At 58.1% G+C, this 18,467-nt stretch carries 14 protein-coding genes and 2 pseudogenes; 8 read left to right on the top strand and 8 right to left on the bottom strand.

All coding sequences use genetic code 11. The annotated features are described in order from the left end of the window. Positions 1 to 923 precede the first annotated feature (923 nt). The 5 genes from QA600_RS20715 to QA600_RS20695 all read left to right on the top strand — a co-directional run bounded on the left by QA600_RS20715 (position 924) and on the right by QA600_RS20695 (position 6,977). Positions 924 to 1,931, top strand: coding sequence for an O-antigen ligase family protein (locus tag QA600_RS20715; RefSeq protein WP_278293827.1), 1,008 nt, complete (start codon positions 924 to 926; stop codon positions 1,929 to 1,931). Positions 1,932 to 2,599: 668 nt separating this feature from the next. Continuing rightward, complete coding sequence (locus QA600_RS20710) at positions 2,600 to 3,667, top strand: sugar transferase (protein ID WP_278293826.1); 1,068 nt, start codon at positions 2,600 to 2,602, stop codon at positions 3,665 to 3,667. After that, on the top strand, positions 3,664 to 4,509 hold the full coding sequence (locus QA600_RS20705) for a glycosyltransferase (protein WP_278293825.1): 846 nt from the start codon (positions 3,664 to 3,666) through the stop codon (positions 4,507 to 4,509). The genes QA600_RS20710 and QA600_RS20705 overlap by 4 nt, the downstream gene beginning before the upstream one ends. 79 nt (positions 4,510 to 4,588) lie before the next feature. After that, entirely contained in the window at positions 4,589 to 5,701 is a 1,113-nt protein-coding gene (locus QA600_RS20700; RefSeq protein ID WP_278293824.1) for a glycosyltransferase, read from the top strand. Position 5,702: 1 nt separating this feature from the next. Further along, entirely contained in the window at positions 5,703 to 6,977 is a 1,275-nt protein-coding gene (locus QA600_RS20695) for a hypothetical protein (protein WP_278293823.1), read from the top strand. Here QA600_RS20695 and QA600_RS20690 read toward each other — a convergent pair. The 5 genes from QA600_RS20690 to QA600_RS20670 all read right to left on the bottom strand — a co-directional run bounded on the left by QA600_RS20690 (position 6,966) and on the right by QA600_RS20670 (position 12,139). Next, positions 6,966 to 8,063: a glycosyltransferase gene (locus tag QA600_RS20690; RefSeq protein ID WP_278293822.1), complete on the bottom strand. Its 1,098-nt coding sequence runs from the start codon at positions 8,061 to 8,063 to the stop codon at positions 6,966 to 6,968. The two genes, QA600_RS20695 and QA600_RS20690, sit on opposite strands and share 12 nt — an antisense overlap. A gap of 103 nt (positions 8,064 to 8,166) precedes the next feature. Beyond that, a complete protein-coding gene (locus tag QA600_RS20685) occupies positions 8,167 to 8,382 on the bottom strand; it encodes a hypothetical protein (RefSeq protein ID WP_278293821.1) in 216 nt (71 codons plus the stop codon). A 432-nt stretch (positions 8,383 to 8,814) separates the two neighbouring features. After that, positions 8,815 to 10,230 (bottom strand): polysaccharide biosynthesis C-terminal domain-containing protein, encoded by a 1,416-nt coding sequence (locus tag QA600_RS20680; protein WP_278293820.1) that lies wholly within the window; start codon positions 10,228 to 10,230, stop codon positions 8,815 to 8,817. A gap of 57 nt (positions 10,231 to 10,287) precedes the next feature. Further along, on the bottom strand, positions 10,288 to 11,610 hold the full coding sequence (locus QA600_RS20675) for a phenylacetate--CoA ligase family protein (protein WP_278293819.1): 1,323 nt from the start codon (positions 11,608 to 11,610) through the stop codon (positions 10,288 to 10,290). 175 nt (positions 11,611 to 11,785) lie between these two features. Continuing rightward, a complete protein-coding gene (locus QA600_RS20670; RefSeq protein WP_278293818.1) occupies positions 11,786 to 12,139 on the bottom strand; it encodes a hypothetical protein in 354 nt (117 codons plus the stop codon). 308 nt (positions 12,140 to 12,447) lie between these two features. On the opposite strand from QA600_RS20670, the gene QA600_RS20665 reads away from it, so the two are divergent. Continuing rightward, positions 12,448 to 13,617, top strand: a complete 1,170-nt coding sequence (locus QA600_RS20665) for a mechanosensitive ion channel family protein (protein WP_278293817.1) — start codon at positions 12,448 to 12,450, stop codon at positions 13,615 to 13,617. 129 nt (positions 13,618 to 13,746) lie between these two features. Further along, on the top strand, positions 13,747 to 14,199 hold the full coding sequence (locus QA600_RS20660) for a hypothetical protein (protein ID WP_278293816.1): 453 nt from the start codon (positions 13,747 to 13,749) through the stop codon (positions 14,197 to 14,199). Between the two features lie 169 nt (positions 14,200 to 14,368). On the opposite strand, the gene QA600_RS20655 is transcribed toward QA600_RS20660, so the two are convergent. The 3 genes and pseudogenes from QA600_RS20655 to QA600_RS20645 all read right to left on the bottom strand — a co-directional run bounded on the left by QA600_RS20655 (position 14,369) and on the right by QA600_RS20645 (position 17,461). Further along, on the bottom strand, positions 14,369 to 15,721 hold the full coding sequence (locus tag QA600_RS20655; protein WP_278293815.1) for a polysaccharide deacetylase family protein: 1,353 nt from the start codon (positions 15,719 to 15,721) through the stop codon (positions 14,369 to 14,371). Positions 15,722 to 15,979: 258 nt separating this feature from the next. Beyond that, positions 15,980 to 17,309: pseudogene (locus QA600_RS20650) on the bottom strand (transposase). Beyond that, positions 17,306 to 17,461 (bottom strand): DUF2080 family transposase-associated protein, encoded by a 156-nt coding sequence (locus tag QA600_RS20645; RefSeq protein ID WP_278293814.1) that lies wholly within the window; start codon positions 17,459 to 17,461, stop codon positions 17,306 to 17,308. Before QA600_RS20645 ends, QA600_RS20650 begins: the two are co-directional and overlap by 4 nt. 53 nt (positions 17,462 to 17,514) lie before the next feature. On the opposite strand from QA600_RS20645, the pseudogene tnpA reads away from it, so the two are divergent. After that, a pseudogene (gene tnpA / locus QA600_RS20640) lies at positions 17,515 to 18,018 on the top strand (IS200/IS605 family transposase). Positions 18,019 to 18,467: the final 449 nt, after the last annotated feature.

Genomic DNA, 18,467 nt, shown 5'->3' with positions numbered 1-18,467 from the left:
ATTTGGTTGACTTTTCGTGGCAAGATGTAAGTCGCAGATAGTCTGTCCAATCGACATACCAATACTAATGAGAGAGATGTTGTTTATTTATTTCGGTCATTGGTTAGTGAAGAATCAGTACCTGGTCTGTGTGGATCCTATGCAGGGAGAGTACTCTGCGGAACAGATATTTGATCGAGTGACACCGTATAGATGAGCCAGTTTGAGAAGTGAACAGGTCGTTGAGTAAGTGGCCAGATTGCTCACAGACCTACTCAGCGAGAGCGACGGTCGAATGTAGAAGAATCCCGGGGGAACGAGCGGGCGGCGACACCCATCGGGACGGTCGCCGTCCGATCCATCAGATCGGTCGTTCGCTTCGCGAGACGCCACCGACTCTCGCTGAATTAGGCGTTGAACGCTCTCATGACGTGGCCTGGAACCGGATACTTTTGTCTGGCTAACAGCAGACACGATCACTGATACGACCTCAAAGACCGCATCAGCTGCTCAATAGGCAAACACCTGCCGACGAGGTGCTGAACCAGACGGTGGTACAATACCTAAAATTAATTTGGTTCGGCTAGAACGCACAGAAATCGACTCATGATCCAGCACTAATAACACATTAATCAGTGCTTCATCTAACATTTCTGCGATCAGTTGTGAAAACCGAATCCTTGATAATCACTGGTGGCTGACTGGTGGCTGTGTCTTCTTCCCGCCACAATCAAATCGAGACTCCTCCCGAATGGGTGGGTTGGCTACTGTTTGGAGCGATTCTGGCATCGATACTTACTCAGTCTCAGATAGTTCCCGGCCGGTTCGGGTCACTCCTCGTGATCGGGATGTACGGTGTACTTGGTCTAGCCAGTCTTTGGCTTCTTTCACTCCACGGCTGGTTTGATTGGCTTCGCCAGGACCCGCCACCACGGTATGCCACTGTGGCAATCGCGATAATCGGTGCCCTCTATGTCGTGCATATTTTGAGCGGAAATTATCAAAGTCCGACCAACATTATCTCTGGAATCGCCGCCATCGTAATCGTCTCGATGAACCTGTTCGTTCTTCCTCGGATTATCCCGCTCAAGTGGTTTTTAGGGGTGGCTGCAGCCGTGTCCGCACTTCTCGTGGTTGTGACGATTCCACTGTGGCTCTCTGCGTTTGCCCTTCCAAGCCTCGCTCCAACTGTTCATTATGGGACGACAGCTACAGTCTCGTACAACGGCTGGGAACTTTCTCATCTTCTCTCAATAACTGAAAACCCGAATATCCTCGCTCGAATCCTCTTTGTCGGCTTTATTGCATCCGTGGTTCGTTTTCAATCCTCTAGAGGCTCGTTTTTCGCTGTTCTGGCTGGCATCAATGGGATTGGTCTGTTCTGGACACAGAGTCGGGTGACCTGGGCAGCAACCCTTCTCGCTGCCGGACTACTGTGCGCATACCGAATCGGCGGTCGACGGTTACTTGTCGGAGCTATCGGAAGTGCGACAGTTGCACTAGCGAGTCTCCTCTCGGTCGTGATTTGGCTCTACAGCGGGGGAGCAGAGTACGTTTTTAGTGCCCGCCCGTTGCTTTGGGACGCTGCTACGCAGGCAATCGCTGAGCGTCCAGTTATAGGTCACGGGCTGGGTGACTCAGCAGAGATGATCGCACCGTATTACGAAAGTGAGCGTTTTGCTGGCGATAGTGTTCACAACTCTTACCTTCGAATGGGGCTGATCAGTGGACTCGTCGGACTTACGGCCTATGTCGGTGTCGTTGTCGGAAGCCTTATTGAGTATCTCCGTCGTCCGGAGCTCGACCCCGGGCTTGTTGCACTGGCCGTCGGCTTCCTTGTAATCCAACTTATGGAATCGCATATGATTGTCGGCTACGAAGCGCCGTCGGTCCTCAATGCACTGATCGTCGGCTATTTACTGACAGAGGGGCTGTCCGGAACCGATGGATGATTTTGCGGTTGAGACGGAGAGCTGAGACGACGTCCCGGAGGCAACTGTGTGCGTTCTAACTCGGTCAGACGAAGGAATAGGGCAGTGGGCACGGTAGCATCGAGCCCATGACCGGTAGATTCGGTGACACCATATTCGAGGGGGAGCGCGACATGTTCCTCGAGTACGTAGCAGAGCCACACCGCTCATGGTTTCTTGTTGTATAGAGCCGATTTCTATCATCCACAACTATCTCACAAGCTTTAATATGATCCTTTGCAGAGGAAACACATTGAATGGTATTCGGGTGGAAATATCGCGGAGCAGCAGTAGGGGGGACAGTGCTGCTTGCATTCGGGGCAGGGTTCCTCGGTAGCTCTCTAGGAACGAGTCCGACGTTTTCCGTCCCCGGGACAGCCACTCTTCCCTCCATCACACTGATTAGCGTTGTTGTAGGTCTGTCGCTTGCGCCCCTCTATACACCGCAGCCACGTTCAGTGGTGACGGTACTCCAGCAAACCGGAAAGCAACTTGGAATCGCCTGTATCACACTGTTGGGGCTTAGTACGGTAGGAATCGCGACTGCACCGGGAGTACTAACAACGGCTGTAACCGGGACTCTTCTATTCCTATCGCTACCTGTGTGGTACGTAGTGTGTCGGCGTTACGCCGGAGACCACCGAGTGCTGGTGATCGGCAACAACCCCGGGCACATCAGAGCAGCGATCCAGTCCGCACCGACCGCCCCGGTCGGATTCCTTTCCCCCGCGCTCGTCGATCAATCGGTTGAGATGACCCACTCGGAAGAAGAAACATCTGATCCAACGACCCCTGTCGTGACCGACGGTGGAGTTCGAACAACGAACCGACTCGAGGGAATCTCCGGAACCGAACGCGTTGGGGGACTTTCGCAGTTTCCATACGTTCTACGGGAGTCCGATATCGATACTGTCGTGCTCGCCTTCGAGCGTTACGATCGGACAGAGCGGTTCGGAACGTTACGGATATGCCGCGAGCAGAATGTGAACGCGCTGGTCCGCGACTCACTCGCAACACAGGTTCTTACCACCGAGAACGCTACTGGAGAGTTCTTGCGGGTGGATTTGCAGCCCTGGCCGTGGTACGGTCGGCTGGCAAAGCGACTGTTCGATCTGGTCTTTGCTACGCTAGCGTTGGTAGTTACAGCACCACTCCTGGTGCTCATCGCTGTCGCAATCAAGCTCGACTCCCCCGGTCCGCTCCTCTATGGACAGCGACGAACAGCACGACTGGGCGGCACGTTTTCGGTCTGGAAGTTTCGGTCGATGCTGCCGGAGAGCGAAGATGCGAACCCGGGCTGCTGTCGGGACCGGATTACTCCTGTCGGTCACGTGCTCCGGAAAACACACCTCGATGAAATACCGCAGTTGTTATCAATCCTGACGGGAGAGATGAGCGTCGTTGGCCCGCGACCGGTGTGGACCGAAGAGGAACGACTACTGCGGGAAGACATCGATTGCTGGTCGAAACGGTGGGCCGTAACCCCCGGTCTCACAGGACTGGCCCAGATCCGCGATATCGATAGCACCGATGCGGAGGAAAAGCTCCAGTGCGATCTAGAGTATATCGAAAAGCAATCAATGTGGTTCGATCTCCGTATTGTTGCACTTCAACTGTGGCAGGTCGCTACCGATAGCTGTGACCTGCTCACCGGCCAGGATCCACAGGACGAATCGAGTCTATCATCAAACGAGCAAACTGACTCAACTGAGCAATGAACGAGCCTAATACGAACGATGCGTCGGGGACGGAGATATCGATGCTGCTCTCGGTATATTCGGGGGACAAACCCGGACACGTCGATACCGCTATCGAGAGCATTTTCTGGCAGACACGACAACCGACGGAGCTCGTAATTGTACAAGACGGGCCGATCGATGAGGAGTTGGCCGAGGTACTCACGACGTGGCAACAGAAACACCCGGAGACGGTCAACATCGTTGTACTCGACGAGAACCAGGGGCTGGGACGGGCACTACAGGTCGGCCTCGAACACTGTTCGTACGAGTTAGTTGCACGGATGGATGCGGACGACATCTCGGTACCGACACGGTTAGAAAAACAGGTGACGTTTATGACTGAGAACCCGAACGTGGACGTTCTGGGTGGCTATATCGCCGAGTTCAGTGACGATCCCGACCAGATCGACGGCATCCGGTCCGTGCCAACGGACTCTGAGGAGGCTGCCGAGCGAGCAGCGTACCGCTGTCCCCTCAATCATCCGACGGTCATGTACCGAAAGAGCGCTATTCTGGCCGCCGGCGGGTACGGAGACCGACGATCGATGCAGGATCACGAGCTGTGGATCCGCCTCCTCGATCACGGATACACCATCACAAATCTGCCGGAGGTTCTGGTAAAAGCTCGGGCTGGCGCGGAGCTGTACGATCGACGGGGAGGGTTCGAGTACGCCAAAACGGAGTTTTTGCTCTACTACGAGTTTCTACAGTCCGGCTACATCACGTTCTTAGCATTTATAGTGAACATTCTGTATCGGATTCCGGTCAGACTTGCACCGAAACCGGTTCGAGGCTTTATTTACAATAACTTATTGAGATAATGATCAGTGCGCATATAAAACATTTAATTTATACTGTAGGGAACAACACAGGCAGACTGGTGGATTCGCACTTCAATCTATGACCATCGACACCCTCTACATCGTTTCAACACTCCGACAAAGCGGCCCTACGAATCAGTTATACAGCCTTCTCGACCATCTCTCCGCGGAGTTTGATCCGTTCGTCCTCACACTCTCCCCAGAACCGGACGATTCAGCAGCCGAACAGTTCAAAGACGTTGAGGCCGAGTTCGGGTCACTGAACCTCTCACGAGTTGCCGGTGCGACGGTCGGTCCGCTTCGGCTCCGGTCGGCGGTCGAGACGATCGATCCGGATCTCATCCATACACAGGGGATCAGAGCGGACACGCTCTCGGCACACTTTCTCCGCGGATACACTCGACTCACGACCATCCGAAACAATCCGCACAAGGATTATCCGGCAAAGTACGGCGAACTGCAGGGAAAAGTGATGGCGTGGAAACACCTCGACACCTACCGCCGGTTAGACCGAACGGTCGCCTGCTCACAGACGATCGCCGACCAGGTCAGCGAGTTTGGGATCACCGCAGACGCGATCCAGAACGGGGTTGACTGTACCCAGTACCAACCAGCGTCTGCGGCTAAACGGCACGAAATCCGAGAACGGCTAGGGCTTACACGAGCGGACAACGTCGTCGTGTTCACCGGGTCGTTGATTCCGAGAAAGGATCCACAGACGGCTATTCGTGGCTTTCTACGGAGCGACAGCGCCGCAGAGTCGACGCTCGTCCTCCTCGGCGACGGACCGCTCAGAGACGACTGTGAATCGATTGCTGCCTCACACGACAACGTCCGACTCGAAGGCTGGGTAGACAACGTCAAGGAGTACCTCCGTGCGGCCGACTGCTTTCTCTCCCCATCGAAAGCCGAGGGGCTCCCCAACTCGGTAATGGAGGCGCTGGCGACCGGCTTACCGGTGTGTCTGTCCGATATTGGGCCACACAGGGAGATCCTCCAGTATAATCCGGAAGCCGGAACGATGTTCCACCTGGAAACCGAGACCGAACTCGCGACCGCGCTCGACGCGCTGCTGGCAGAGACGGACGGCGCGCACTCCCAGGCGGCGGTCGAGATTGCACAGAACGAACTCAGTGCGAAGTCGATGTCGGAAAACTACCAGCAGCTCTACAAAGACGCTATCGGCAGATAACATGGCAACGTACAACCCGATCGAGCGCTCGGTCGCACGGCTCCTCGAGCAGCACCCGACGCTCAAGTCCCGAATCAAACGATACTACCAACGATCGAACTACCACCTCTTTCGTGAGCGGGGGTTCGAGGCGACGGCGCATCCGGACGCCACCGTTCGCACGCTTGCAGAGACGTTCGACTGTCCACCGCTTTCAGGAGAGGTGTTCTTCGGCTACTTCGATAAGGTACCGTGGTCGCCAAGCGGCGAGCGTGCGGTCGTCCACCGGGTACAGGACGACCGGTCGACCGCAGAGATCGTCGTACTCGCCGACGGTGAGCGGACGGTTATCGACGAGACCCCTCTTTGGAACTACCAACAGGGGGCGATGACTCAGTGGCTTCCGGGACCGGATGCGACGCTCATCTACAACGATCTGGTCGACGGCGAGTACGGAAGCCGAATCGTCACGCCGAGTGGGAGGCCCGTCCGCGAGCTGACGACCCCGATTCAGACCGTCCATCCGGACGGATCCCAGGCGCTGTCGCTCAACTATCGTCGTCTCGCGGCGGTCCGCCCCGAGTACGGCTACACCCCCCCTTCGGAGCGGTTCGACGCCGAGTTGCCGCCCACCAGAGATGGGCTCTGGTGGCTCGATCTCGAAACGGATGAGTCGGAACTGCTTGTCGATCTCGAGCGCCTGCGAAGGAATCAACCCCGCCCAGAGATGGCTGACGCCACCCACTGGGTCAACCATGCACTCTACGCACCCGGTGGCGCCCGGTTCGTGTTCATGCACCGGTGGGAGGGGGATGATGGCCGCTTCTCGAGGCTGTATCTGGGTGATCGAAGCGGGTCGCTTGACCTCCTGCTGGATACCCGTATCGTCTCTCACTACTGCTGGCTCGACGAGGACTCGCTCGTCGTCTGGGGACAGGGGCCAGAGGGTGAAACGGGCTACTACCGGGTAGACGTCACCGAGCACACGGTCGAGCCGTTCGGCGATGCCGAACTGAACCGGTATGGGGACGGCCATCCCAGCATCTCGCCCAACGAACGGGTGGTGGTGACGGACACCTATCCCGACCGCGCACGCCAGCGGCATCTGTTGCTCTACGATCGAGTACGGGAGGAGACGGCCACGCTCGGCAGGTTTCTAGCCCCACTGGAGTACGAGGGGGAAACGAGATGCGACCTACACCCTCGGTGGGATCGGACCGGAGAGGCGATTTCGATAGACTCGGCCCATGAGGGCTCCCGGAACACCTACGTCGTGGAGTTCGGCTCAGAGACCTAAAACGCGCCTGTACTGGGGGATGATCGAATCCAGCGTGAAGTCCTCCGCACGGTGGGCTAGTTGCTGGTCGGTGGTCGGGTTCTCGAGGAGGTACGCCAGCGCACCTGCAAGGCGGTCGGCATCACCGACCGGAACGAGCGGGCCGTACGTACCGTCCTCCAGGATCTCTGCCGGTCCGCTTTCACAGTCGGTCGCAACGACTGGAGTCTCACAGGCCATCGCCTCGACCAATACGTTACCGAACCCCTCCCACGCAGAGGACATCGCAAACACGTCTGCATGGGCCATATATGCATAGGGGTTGCTGGCGAAGCCCGGAAACGAAACCGAGTGTTCGGTCCCAAGCTCGCCGGCGAGCCTCCGGAGCGAGTCCTCATTTTCTCCCTTCCCGATGATGAGAAGGCGGACGGCTCGACGCTCGCTGAGGCGTGCGTGTGCGCGGATCAGTGTGTCGAAGTCCTTCTGATCGACGAGCCGTCCGGCGCCCAGAATAACTGGGATGTCCTCGGCCAGCCACGGATGTGGCGCCGGTTCGGCGGCGAGGTCATACAGCTCGTCGGTCACCACCGGGTTGTAGACAACGGAGAGTTCCTCAGGCGGCAGTCCGGTGATCTCGGCGAGATCCACGGCGACACCCTCAGAGATCGCGATAATTTCGTCCGCAAGCGGATAGAACAGCCTCGCGAGCCGCGGGATCAGCTTGTACCGGAGCGTCTCGTAGTCGGCTGTCCGCTGTGACATGGTGTTTGGAATCCGAATCGCGAGCGTCGCATCGGATCTGGCGAGAGACTTAGCCCAGATCGAGACCAGATTGGCGGAGTCCATCGTCGAGAGGAGAGTGGACGGCTGCTGCTTCCACAGATAGCGAGCCAGGGGACCGACAGCGGCGAACAGATACGGTGCTTGGAGTTCGTGGACCGTGATCCCGTCTCGAAGCTGATCGGCGTACTCTCCCTCGACAGTATTCACGATGAAGTCGACGGTGTAGTCCTCTGAAAGCCGATTGGCAATATGAATCATCATCCGTTCCGCTCCGCCACCGAACAGTCCAGGAACGAAGAGCGCGACGCGGTCGTGGTTCACCATGGAGCGCTCGTGCAGAGACGTATCGGATGCATACGGGTTTCGATTACCAACCGTGACGCGGACCGAGAACGAACACGAACGCGTAAGCTACTCACTCGAGGGGCTACGGTCCGTGATATCCGGTGATCCCAAACCCGTCTTCTGACGCTGACTGGTCAAACTCGACGTCGGTGACGATCTCCTGGTCAGCAAGCTGCCACCCATCACCCCGCTGTTCCATCGTGAGGCAGGTCCAGCCGCCTGCATCCAGCGATCTAAAGACGAGCCGCCGTCGAGGCGCGTTCGCGGGCGTCCACTCGAGGGAGATCGAGTCCGTCATGCTCTCCTCTGGCGGGCGGTCCCGCTCGTAGACGTTCGAGACCGGAGGCTGAGCCGCCAGTGACACAGGTGGTTGTCGGTCCCGGTCGACAGCGGACCCCGTTCGTGGGGCGGTTCCATAATACGGTTGACTGCTATTGACCAAGGAATATCCATCTTGTTTGAATAGATAATACACTATCACTTAGATACAAAAATATTATGGAAAGAAACTATGAATTAGAGGGGGTTGCTGTATGAGACCGTCAGCCGAAACGGCTCTGGCTCCGCCCCCTGTGGGAGTAAAAACCGAATTCGGACGGGAGGTGTGGCTTTGGCCGAACGCTCCTTGTCAGCCGGATAAACCGGAGGTGACCAGGTGAGTGTACGGTGTCACCGCCAGAACCGACAGCCCGGAACGGACGAGTACGACGTGTGGTTTTGTTCGTTCACATCAAAGGAACGCCTGGAAGAGTGATCGAGCGTCAGTTCGGAGACGATCGTTCAGTGAGAGGGTCGCAAAGTAGATCATCGCTCCGCTGGCAACGGCGAGAAGAAGCGACACGAGTCCAGAGATCTCGACGAACGAGAGCACGGCCCAGAGCACGACGAACATAACGCCACTGGCGCCCAGCGACCAGACGGCAGACCGCCACTCGACCGAGACGGTCAGCTCTTGCGATAAGAACCACCATCTCACTCCGAGGCCGATGAGAAGCGACAGCGTGGTTCCAAGCGCCGCGCCGGCGAGCCCGAACAACTGTATGAGAATAATGTTGAGCACCACGTTTGCGACGATATCGACGACGGCTGCGATAGTGACGCGGTCCGCTCGATCGATTCCGAGAAGACATTTTCCGACCACCGCTCGAATCATTCGTGGGGCCTTTCCGGCGAGGAGAATCACGAGTGCGCCGCCGGCGACGGCGTATTCGGCTCCGAAAACTATTTCCAGCAGTTCCTCGCCGAGGAGCCACGCGCCGGCTGTAGCAGGAATAACGAGGATGAGTCCGGGCGTGATCGCTCGTGGAATCATTTCCTCGAGTTGCTGAACGGACCCTTCTGCGTCCCAGGCGCTGATCTGTGGGAATATCGTCTCGCTGATCGCGCTGATGAGGACCTTGAACACCTCCGAGATCCGCCAGGCGAACTCGTACGCAGCGACAGCTGCCGGCGTCATAAAGAGGCTGATCAGGAAGATATCCATCCAGTTGTGAACCTCGCCATCGATCGACGGAATAATACTGTAGACACCGTAGCCGGCAAGCGACCAACCGAGCGCGAGATTCGGTTTCCCAAACGGTGTTCGTTGTCGGTGGATCGCCCAGAGAAGTTTTGCGAGATACCCGACGATGAGGGCATAGACGAGGCCGTAAAGACCGTACCCGATCGTCGTGAGCACGACACCCGTTCCGATCCACCCAGTCGAATATGCCAGCTGCAGGATCGCTGTCTCTCCGACTCTGAGCTCCCCACGAATAACTCCGACCATCAACTCGCCCAGCTCCCGGCAGACGAGTGCAATGATGAGATAAAGGGTGAGATCCGCACCGAGGTACTGGGTGATATACGTATCGAGAGCGAGAACCAGCAGTGCGACACCAGCCAGGAGAGCGACCTTCATCAGTAGCCCAGTCGTCAGATACGCTGATTTGTTATCGCTGGATTCACTGATCCGTTTTTCGAGAGCCAACCGCAGGCCCAGGTTCGAGGGAATGACGAGAAAGGACAGCAGCGCCTGAAACATAAAGAAGACCCCAAGCTCCGTTGCACCGACGGTCCGAGCGAAGTACGCCAGCCCAAGAAAGGTGAGTATCGAAGACAACGTCCGGGCGGATAGGAGCTTGGCACCAGATCTGAGAAGATCCATTATCAAGAATTGCAGAGAGTGTCTTAGATATATATTCCGACTCGCCGGTAGTATTAGCTAGACCGAAACATCAGAGATCGTATATCGGTACTTCCCCGAATCCGCGCGTTCGATCTCATCCGGAAAGTCAAATTCGACTGTCACATCCGTACCGAGGACGTTTTTGGCCCGGGACGAGATCGCCTCGAGGTCCGATTCCGGCGGTGAGTGTTGCTTCGAGACGAGCCGGAAGACGACGGTCTCGGTACTGGTCTGGTGGATTTGAAAGCGATCGATCCAGTCATAGTGATACAGTGCTTTCCGAAGTGCGCCGGGGTAAACGAGGGTACCGTCAGGCGTAACGAAATGATCGGTCACCCGCCCCTGGACGTTCGAAAGCAGTGGCCAGCGACAGCCACAGTCACACTGCACCTTACGGAAAGAGCCAACGTCTCCGATACGGTACCGGATGAGTGGCATTGAGTAGTTCGTCAACAGTGTAACCACGATCTCACCCGTTTCCCCCGGCTCGACGGGCTCGAGAGTGGTCGGATCCAGAATCTCGATATGATGGAGCATTGGACAGTAGTGAAGTCCCGTTCCGTACCGGCACTCGCTTGCAACGGTCCCGAGTTCACGTGAGCCGTACCGATTGTGAACGGGACAGTCAAACACGCGCTCGATCTGCGCTCGCATCTCTGGGCGAAGTGTTCCCGCAGTTGTCATTACTGACGCCGGTGAGTGAACCGAGAGGTCGTGATCTTCGAGAAAGCTGGCGAGGTTCGTGACGGCCTCGACGTACGCGTGTACGGTCACCGGCTTCTCGTCGTTGATCACCCTGCCAGCCCGCCGGAGATCGTCCTCGGACATCGAATAGGCGTTGATCCAGGTGAGGTTTCGCAGCCAGTTGCCTACCTTCGTCCGCACAGATGTACCGGTAGAGAGATCGTCTTGCGCCCCCCACACCTTGACCTTCGGGTCCGAGATGTCCCGTCCGCCCCATTCGTCGAACACCAGTTTCAGTCCGTCACGAAACGACGCGTAGTGGCTGTCTTGGACGAACGTCGTCGGCTGTCCCGTCGATCCGCTGGTGGCGTTTTTATACCAGTCACGTGAGGGGAGGTCGTTACTTTTCAACCCCTCAAAGTTCTGCTGGAGGTCCCCCTTCTCGAGGACCGGCAGCTCGGTCAGGTTCGTCGCTGCCGGTCGTGCATCGAACGCTTCCCGGTAGTAGGGCACGTTCTCGTATGCGTGATCTAGAAGCGACTGCAGTCGTCTGGTGGAGAGCGCGGCGATTTCTTCCTCCGAAAGAGACTCCCAGCTCTCGATAGTGGTGTATCTATCGATGACAGAATGGCGATAATTAAGAATTGGTTTCCATAAATACTTTCTCAATGCCATACTGGTTCGTGGGGAGAGCTGATCTTAGATGTACTGCTTTTTGAACAGGACCTGCCGTCGGTCCGCCGGCGTAGAACGGACGGGTCGGGCCGGAACCACTCGGCGCTACCCGCCAAACGCGTCCACAGAGACTCGAGGGGATCGTACACGCCCGGCCAAAGCGGACGCTGCGTGCCTAAAGATTGGTGTCGGAGGCCGAAGCCGACGTATCCGGAGGGCCGCAGTCGTCAGTAGCCGCCAGCGATTCGGTATCAACCGGGACATCGTCCGCCCCGACCGACCGGCCCTCAGCCGCTGGGTCCGCCTCAGTAGGGGTGGCCGTCGTCTCGGTGTCGGTCTCACTGGCATCGGTTTCAGATGGCGTCTCGGCAGCCGGCTCCGGAGCGTGGTCACTGTCTGTTGTGTCGTCGAGCGAGCTGCTCTTTTCGGAGTCGGCATCGCTCCCTAAGCGGTACGAAACACCTATCCAGAGCACCCCGAAAAGCATCATCGCGATGCCGAGCGCCGCCAGTCGTGGTTGCTCGATCATGGCGTCCGGCAGGGGTCGCAATGGGGATGGTCGACGCCGCACAGGGTTCGCTTCGAAAGTGGGTACAAGCTGTAGCTTCACCATCATCAAAGCGACATATAGCCGTTACTATCCGCGACGCGCGGCCAACTCCTCGCTGCCGGACCACCCCATGGTTCCCAGCCGTCCCACCGTCAGCTGCGGGTGAAAACGGGCCAGCCGGCGGTCACCTCTTCACTCCCAGCGACACGGATCGTCGCCGGGAGTGTTCGCCATCCCAGTCACTTCGTTTCAGTAGATGTTTGGGGCTGTGACTGCTACCGCGGCCAATGAGCGACAGCGGTCAGACGATCGCCGACGAGACGGTCTCCTCCCTGCCGTTCGTCACGACCCAGGAACAGCTCCTCGGTCTGACGGTCGCGGTCCTCCTCGTGACAGGGCTCCTCCTGGCGGTACTCCCGCGTGGCATCCAGCGGCTGAAGGCGATACTCGAGAACGCAACTGAACGTGAATGGGGTGAGACGCTCGAGGGCTATCTCCCGGTCGGCCGGCTCACCCACGCGATCGTGCGGCTCAGCCAGCTGGCCGTCGTGGTCGGTGGCACCGTCGGCGTGCTTCACCTCTGGGGGTACGAATCACCCATCTGGTACACGATCGAGATCCTCACCGTCATGTGGCCGACCCTCTCGCGGATGGTCGCGAGCGGGGCCGTGCTGATCACGGCGTATTTCGGGGGGTTGGCGGTCTCCTCGTGGATGGACTCGCTCTCGGCGAACACCCCCGGAATCGATCGCCACGACCGGGAGATAATCACGCGGGTCCTCCAGCTCACGCTGTTGCTCACAGCGGTGCTGTTCGTTCTCACCCTGTGGAACTTCGATATCTCGGGACTGCTCGTCGGCGCGGGCGTCATCGGAGTGATTCTCGGCTTCGCCGCACAGGAAACGCTCGGCTCGGTCATCGCGGGCTTTATTCTCATGTTCTCGCGGCCGTTCGAGATCGGTGACTGGATCGTCGTCGGCGACGACCGGGGGATCGTCACCGACATCACGATCGTCCACACCCGGATCCGCGGGCCAAACGGCGAACACGTCATCATCCCGAACGAGGTGGTCGGCAGCCAAACGATCCGCAACCGCAGCAACGAAAACCGGCTCCGGTTCGCCGTCGATGTCGGTGTCGACTACGACGCCGATCTCGAAACCGCCCGCGAGGTCGCACGGGAGGCCGTCGACTCGCTCGAGATCGTCGAGGAAACCCCGTTTCCGTCGGTCCGCATCGAGGAGTTAGACGACTCGTCGGTCGTCCTCCGAATCCGGTTCTGGGTCGATAGACCCAACACGGAGAAGATGTGGAAGGCCGAAGACGAGGTGCTCGAGGCGGTGAAAACGGCGCTCGAGGACGCCAGAATCAACATTCCGTACCCACACCTCCGCTCGGTCCCGGACGCGAAACCGACGAGGGACAAGCAGATGGTCTCCAGCTACGAACAGGATTGAGACCACGGCTGTGAGGGCGGTCACACCCTGCGTGACCACAGTTGGTTCGCCATACTATCTACTAGGATATGATGATTAATTCGATTACTGGAAGAGGATTAATATATATCGGCATTGAACGGGCGGTCAATGCCAGTTGACGTCGAGTCGGATCGGTGGGAACGGAGTACACGGGTCGATACGCTGGAGGTGGAACTCGAGTGGTTTCTCCGGGCGCGTTCGGGGCTGGCGTACACGCCCGCAGAGATCACGGAGTCACTCGTAGAGACGACGCCCGAGGTGTTTCCGGACGCGTTGCTCGCCGAGGACGCCACCAACGCATCGCGGATCGCGCTCGTGGCATGTCGACTGGAAAAACTCGCCTGGCACGAGCGTCTCAAAGTCCACTCCCTCGACGGGACGCTGTACTACACTGACTGCGAGGGCGGGCAGTTCCCGGTCGCCGACCTCGAGCGCAAGATACCCGAACGGTTCATTGGGGTCGAACAACGAATCGAGGAACTCGATGCCGAGGTGGACCGGCTCCGCCACGCATTACAGGCACCCGATGAAGAGCATCCTGACAACGCGGACCTCCAGTAGCGACTGGCTCTCACCACCCGTCTGGCCATCGGGGTGACCGACTGCTCGAGCGCTATCTCATACATAGCCGGATACCCGACTCTCGCAGGTCGCTGTCTACCAGCGACGATCATCACCTCGTGTTCGTAGTCGATCGGGGACGGATCGGTCGGTTCTGAGCCGCCCCGTCTCAGTGTCCTGCCCGGCGCATCGCCCAGAGGTCGTCGAAGTCGATGGCCTCGACGCCGTCGGTCTCCGCGATGTACTGGACCAGGTCCTCGTAGTCGTCGGCGTCCATCGTGTTGTCCAGATCGAAGGCGTGGAAGTTCAGGATTGTACACTGCCGGTGGGCGGCAGCGGCGTCGACACACTGTGCCGCGATCTCGAGGTCGTGGCCGATCGTCCGCGGGAGGACGAGCGGATCGTAGCCGGTGACGCCGGTAAGGTTGACGTTCCCGGCCTGGTTGAACCCACCAGCATAATAGTAGTCCGACACCAACTCGAGGACCTCCCGGTTGAAGTTGTTGTGAGGGAACACGAGGTAATGGCCGCCCTGAAACTCGTTCTGGACCGCCCAGTTCTTATCGGTCTCGATCGAGTCCCGCAGCTCGTCGGGCTCCATGTCGGCGAACTCGGTGTGAGTGCCGTGGGCAACGATCTGATCGCCGGCCTCTTGGCGCTCGAGGAGCTGGTCGGTCGTCATGATGCCATCACGTTGATCGCGGGTCCACTGACGAACGGCCGCCTGGACCGCGGTGACGTCGTACTCGTCGTGGATCGGCCCCGCCGGCTCATAGAAGTCCTCGAACCCATCGTCCCAACAGAGGATGACGTAACCCTGGTCGGGCTTCTCGTGTGTACGAATATCATCGACCCAGACCTCGGCCTCGTCACCGGTGTTGTGAACCACGACACGCAGTTCGTCGATCGCGTCCTGCTCGACGGGGGTCGTGCTCTCGTCGGCGAAACCGGGGCAGGTTCGGAACCAGCCGGGTTCGTCGCTGCCGTAGGAGACCGACTGCAGCATGTAGCTCGCGTAGCCGCCGTAGATATCCCGAAGCTGGATCTCGAGGGCGATGTTCGCCGGCGTCGTCGTCCGGACCGCCATCGAGACGTCACGGTCGCTCAGGTCCGTCGCCTCGAACTCCGTCGCCACGACGGCGTTGTCCTCGTCCTCGGCGGTCAGCCGCAGGCTCTGGTCCCCATCGAAGACGACGTCCGTCTCGGCGTCACCCGAGCCCTCCAGTAGCTCCCACTCCTCGAGGCTCTCGAAGTCGACGAACGCCTCGCCGGGCTGTCGGTACTCCTCGCGGCTGTTGTACTCCGTCTCGACGGTAAGTTCGGGCGAGTCGACGTCGTCGGAGTCCGCACTCTCAGTGCCTTCGGTCTCGGTGTCCTCACCGTCAGTCTCGTTCGACGACTCGTTGCCCTCCTCGTCCGAAGAGCCGGAACTGATCTGATCCATACAACCGGCCAGAGCCATCCCCATCGTCCCACCGGACGCTGCCAGAAACTGTCGTCGGAACCGCGAACGTTCCACCATTGAATAGGTGTTAGAAGAAGCATTATTTTAGTATTTTGGAATTAGAAGGAAGATGGAAAGGTGTGCCCTTGGGCAACTGGGAGAGAACGCTCATCGAGAGCCCGACCGCGCCACACGACCGGTTGGGGTCACCTGCTGCAGGCGCGTCCACTCCTCACGAGTGAACCGCCTCGGGGTCAAGTGGTTCGAGAGAGCAAAGCTCTCTCGTTATCACGGAAGATCGAAGATCTTCCGTACGACCCCGAGGCTTCCCGTGGATTAGTCGGACACTCCCGCGACACCATCGGTCTGATACCCTCGAACGGTGTCGTGGGTCACGGACGGGGCGTCCACAGCCCCCGATGCCCGCCGTCTCAAAGTCGCGTAGCGACTTTGCGGGCTGCAAAAGAGCTTCGCTCTTGTGAACGTCGCACCTTCCGAACAACGGGAAGGCTGTTGAGAGCAGGCACATTCCAATCGAGTTTCTTCACGCCCTGCACAGCGATATTGACGCTTGCACTACGGTCACTGTGGTCTTGATGCCCACACGACCGACACTTGAACCGCTTCTTGTTGCGGTTCGCACGCTCCGTGTGACCACACATCGGACACCGCTGACTCGTGTACGCAGGGTCAATCCACGCGGTCGGAATCCCCACGAACAATGCCTTGTACGATGTATAGAACTGAAGGGCGCGGAACGGGAGGTGGTGCAAGCGCCGATTCATCCGCGTACCGTAGTCGATACTGTCGCGCATCTCTTTGAGGTCTTCAAAGACGATACATGGCTTCTCGAACTGACGGCCCCACTCCACGATGTGACGGCTCACTTTGTGGAGTCGGTCACGGACAAACCGTTCCTCACGCCCTTCCAACGTGTCGTGGATGCTGTCCTTTCCAGCGTTCTGCACGCGCTTCCGCATCGTGAAGTAGCAGTGTCGCTCGAACTTGATTTCTGGAAGTCGATGACCAACGTGTCCTCGACGCCACCTTCGGAGAGAGCGGTAAGGGACACGTTGTCCTCGTTCATGTCCACGCCGATAACCGTCCGTGAGTCCTGCTTGTCTCGGACGGTCTGCTTGGTATTGGTGACGTTGACGTGTAACTCGGCGTTCTCGTTGTGAAATAGGGTTTCAGCAGTCCCAATCTTCCACTCGTCACCTGTGAGCGCAGTTTTGAGAACGTCAAGGTGGGCGTCGTCGCCTTCAAGAACGCCCTTGACGTGCTTGTACGGCTTCGCGCTGATTCGGAACGTCACATCACCGTCGTCGGTGAGAGACAGGTTGTACCCTTCCTCGTAGTTCGCACGAAGCGGGTATGTGCCGTCCTTGGTGTGACTGGGTTTGCCGAAGTCGTCGTACTCGTAGTAGTTCTCCACCGCGCCGAGTGCTTTGGCGACGACGCGCTGAGTCGTGTTCTTCACAAGGTCGGCGTCGTCGGCCACGCTGTCGGGAATTGCGTCCCAATCCACGCCTTGCTTGGCGAGACGGATGGTTTCGTTGTACACCCGGCGGGCTTCGAGCGTAGCGTCGTACAGTAGGCTCTCGTTGTCACTCTGGATGTCGAGTTGGAAGACCAACGTCTTGACGAGAGCCTGTGAGTCGGTCATTCTTCGTCTTGTTCGGTGGGTTCTGAGGTCCGGACGATTTTTACGTCGGCCCCTCGCCAGCGTTTGGGGACGGTGACGTGGGCACTGTTCCCGAACGGCTTGACCTCACCGTCGAGAATTTCCTCACCCTCGATTTCAAAGCGGTTCGCCATACCTGTGTATATCCTTTAGATATACTTGACTGTGTCGGTAAAGTGTTCTCAATATGGGTGAGAAGCGGTCGAACCACACGGTGTACAACGTCAACTATCACTTCGTGTGGTGTCCGAAGTCAAGCAAAGCGAAGCTTTGCGTACCTCGCGGGATCGGAGATCCCGCTTAGTACCGGCACGTGATTCTCGAACCAATCGAGAGTTCCCTGGAAGCGAGTTTCCGCGACGTGTGCGACGAATACGGATACGAGATACTGTCATCGTCCGAGAATCGAAGATTTTCGGGATCACGAGAGACTCCGTCTCTCGAACGACTCCACATTTCTCCCGACCACGTACATCTGTTCCTTTCGGCCCACCCGAAGCACGCACCGAGTGAGATTGTACGAACGGTTAAGAGTATCACGGCACGGGAAATGTGGGAACAATACGAATTGTTCTTGGAGAAGTACCTGTGGGGCGGTGGGTTTTGGAAGGAATCGTACTACGTGGGGACGGCAAGTGACGTTTCGACCGGCACGATTGAGCAGTACATCGAGCGGACGGAACACGTTTAACGGAGCGTACGGCCTTCACCCTCGGGGTCAAGCCCCGAGGCACTCGGCCTGCTCCGCCTGTAGAAGTCCGACCAAAGCCCGGTGTCGCCGAGTCGGCACGCCTATCGCAGTGTTGGTGCCCGAGGGCGAGGGATTGACCGCGATCCCTCGCTTTCGGACCTACCTGACAGGGTAGTCGGGGCGGGTCGCCTGAACAGGCACCGACACCCCGACAGTATACACTCTACTCGTTCCTACACTAATAACTTCTGTAAGAAACAATATTAATCTTGTATCACTCAGACGTATCCTGAACACTGCTTATTGGAAGAATCTACCAACCAGGTGGGAACGGACGGCACTTCCTCAACCGAGTTTTGCTTCCGGTGCATCTCATCCTGGTTCGTATACGATGCTTCAATTTTAGATATTCGGGACCTAAAGAAAGACTCATAGTTGTTCGGCCGAAA

Source organism: Natronococcus sp. A-GB1 (genome assembly GCF_029688845.1).
Taxonomy (GTDB): domain Archaea; phylum Halobacteriota; class Halobacteria; order Halobacteriales; family Natrialbaceae; genus Natronococcus.
Note: the sequence above shows the minus strand (reverse complement) of the source record. Positions and strands in the feature narration are given on the sequence as shown.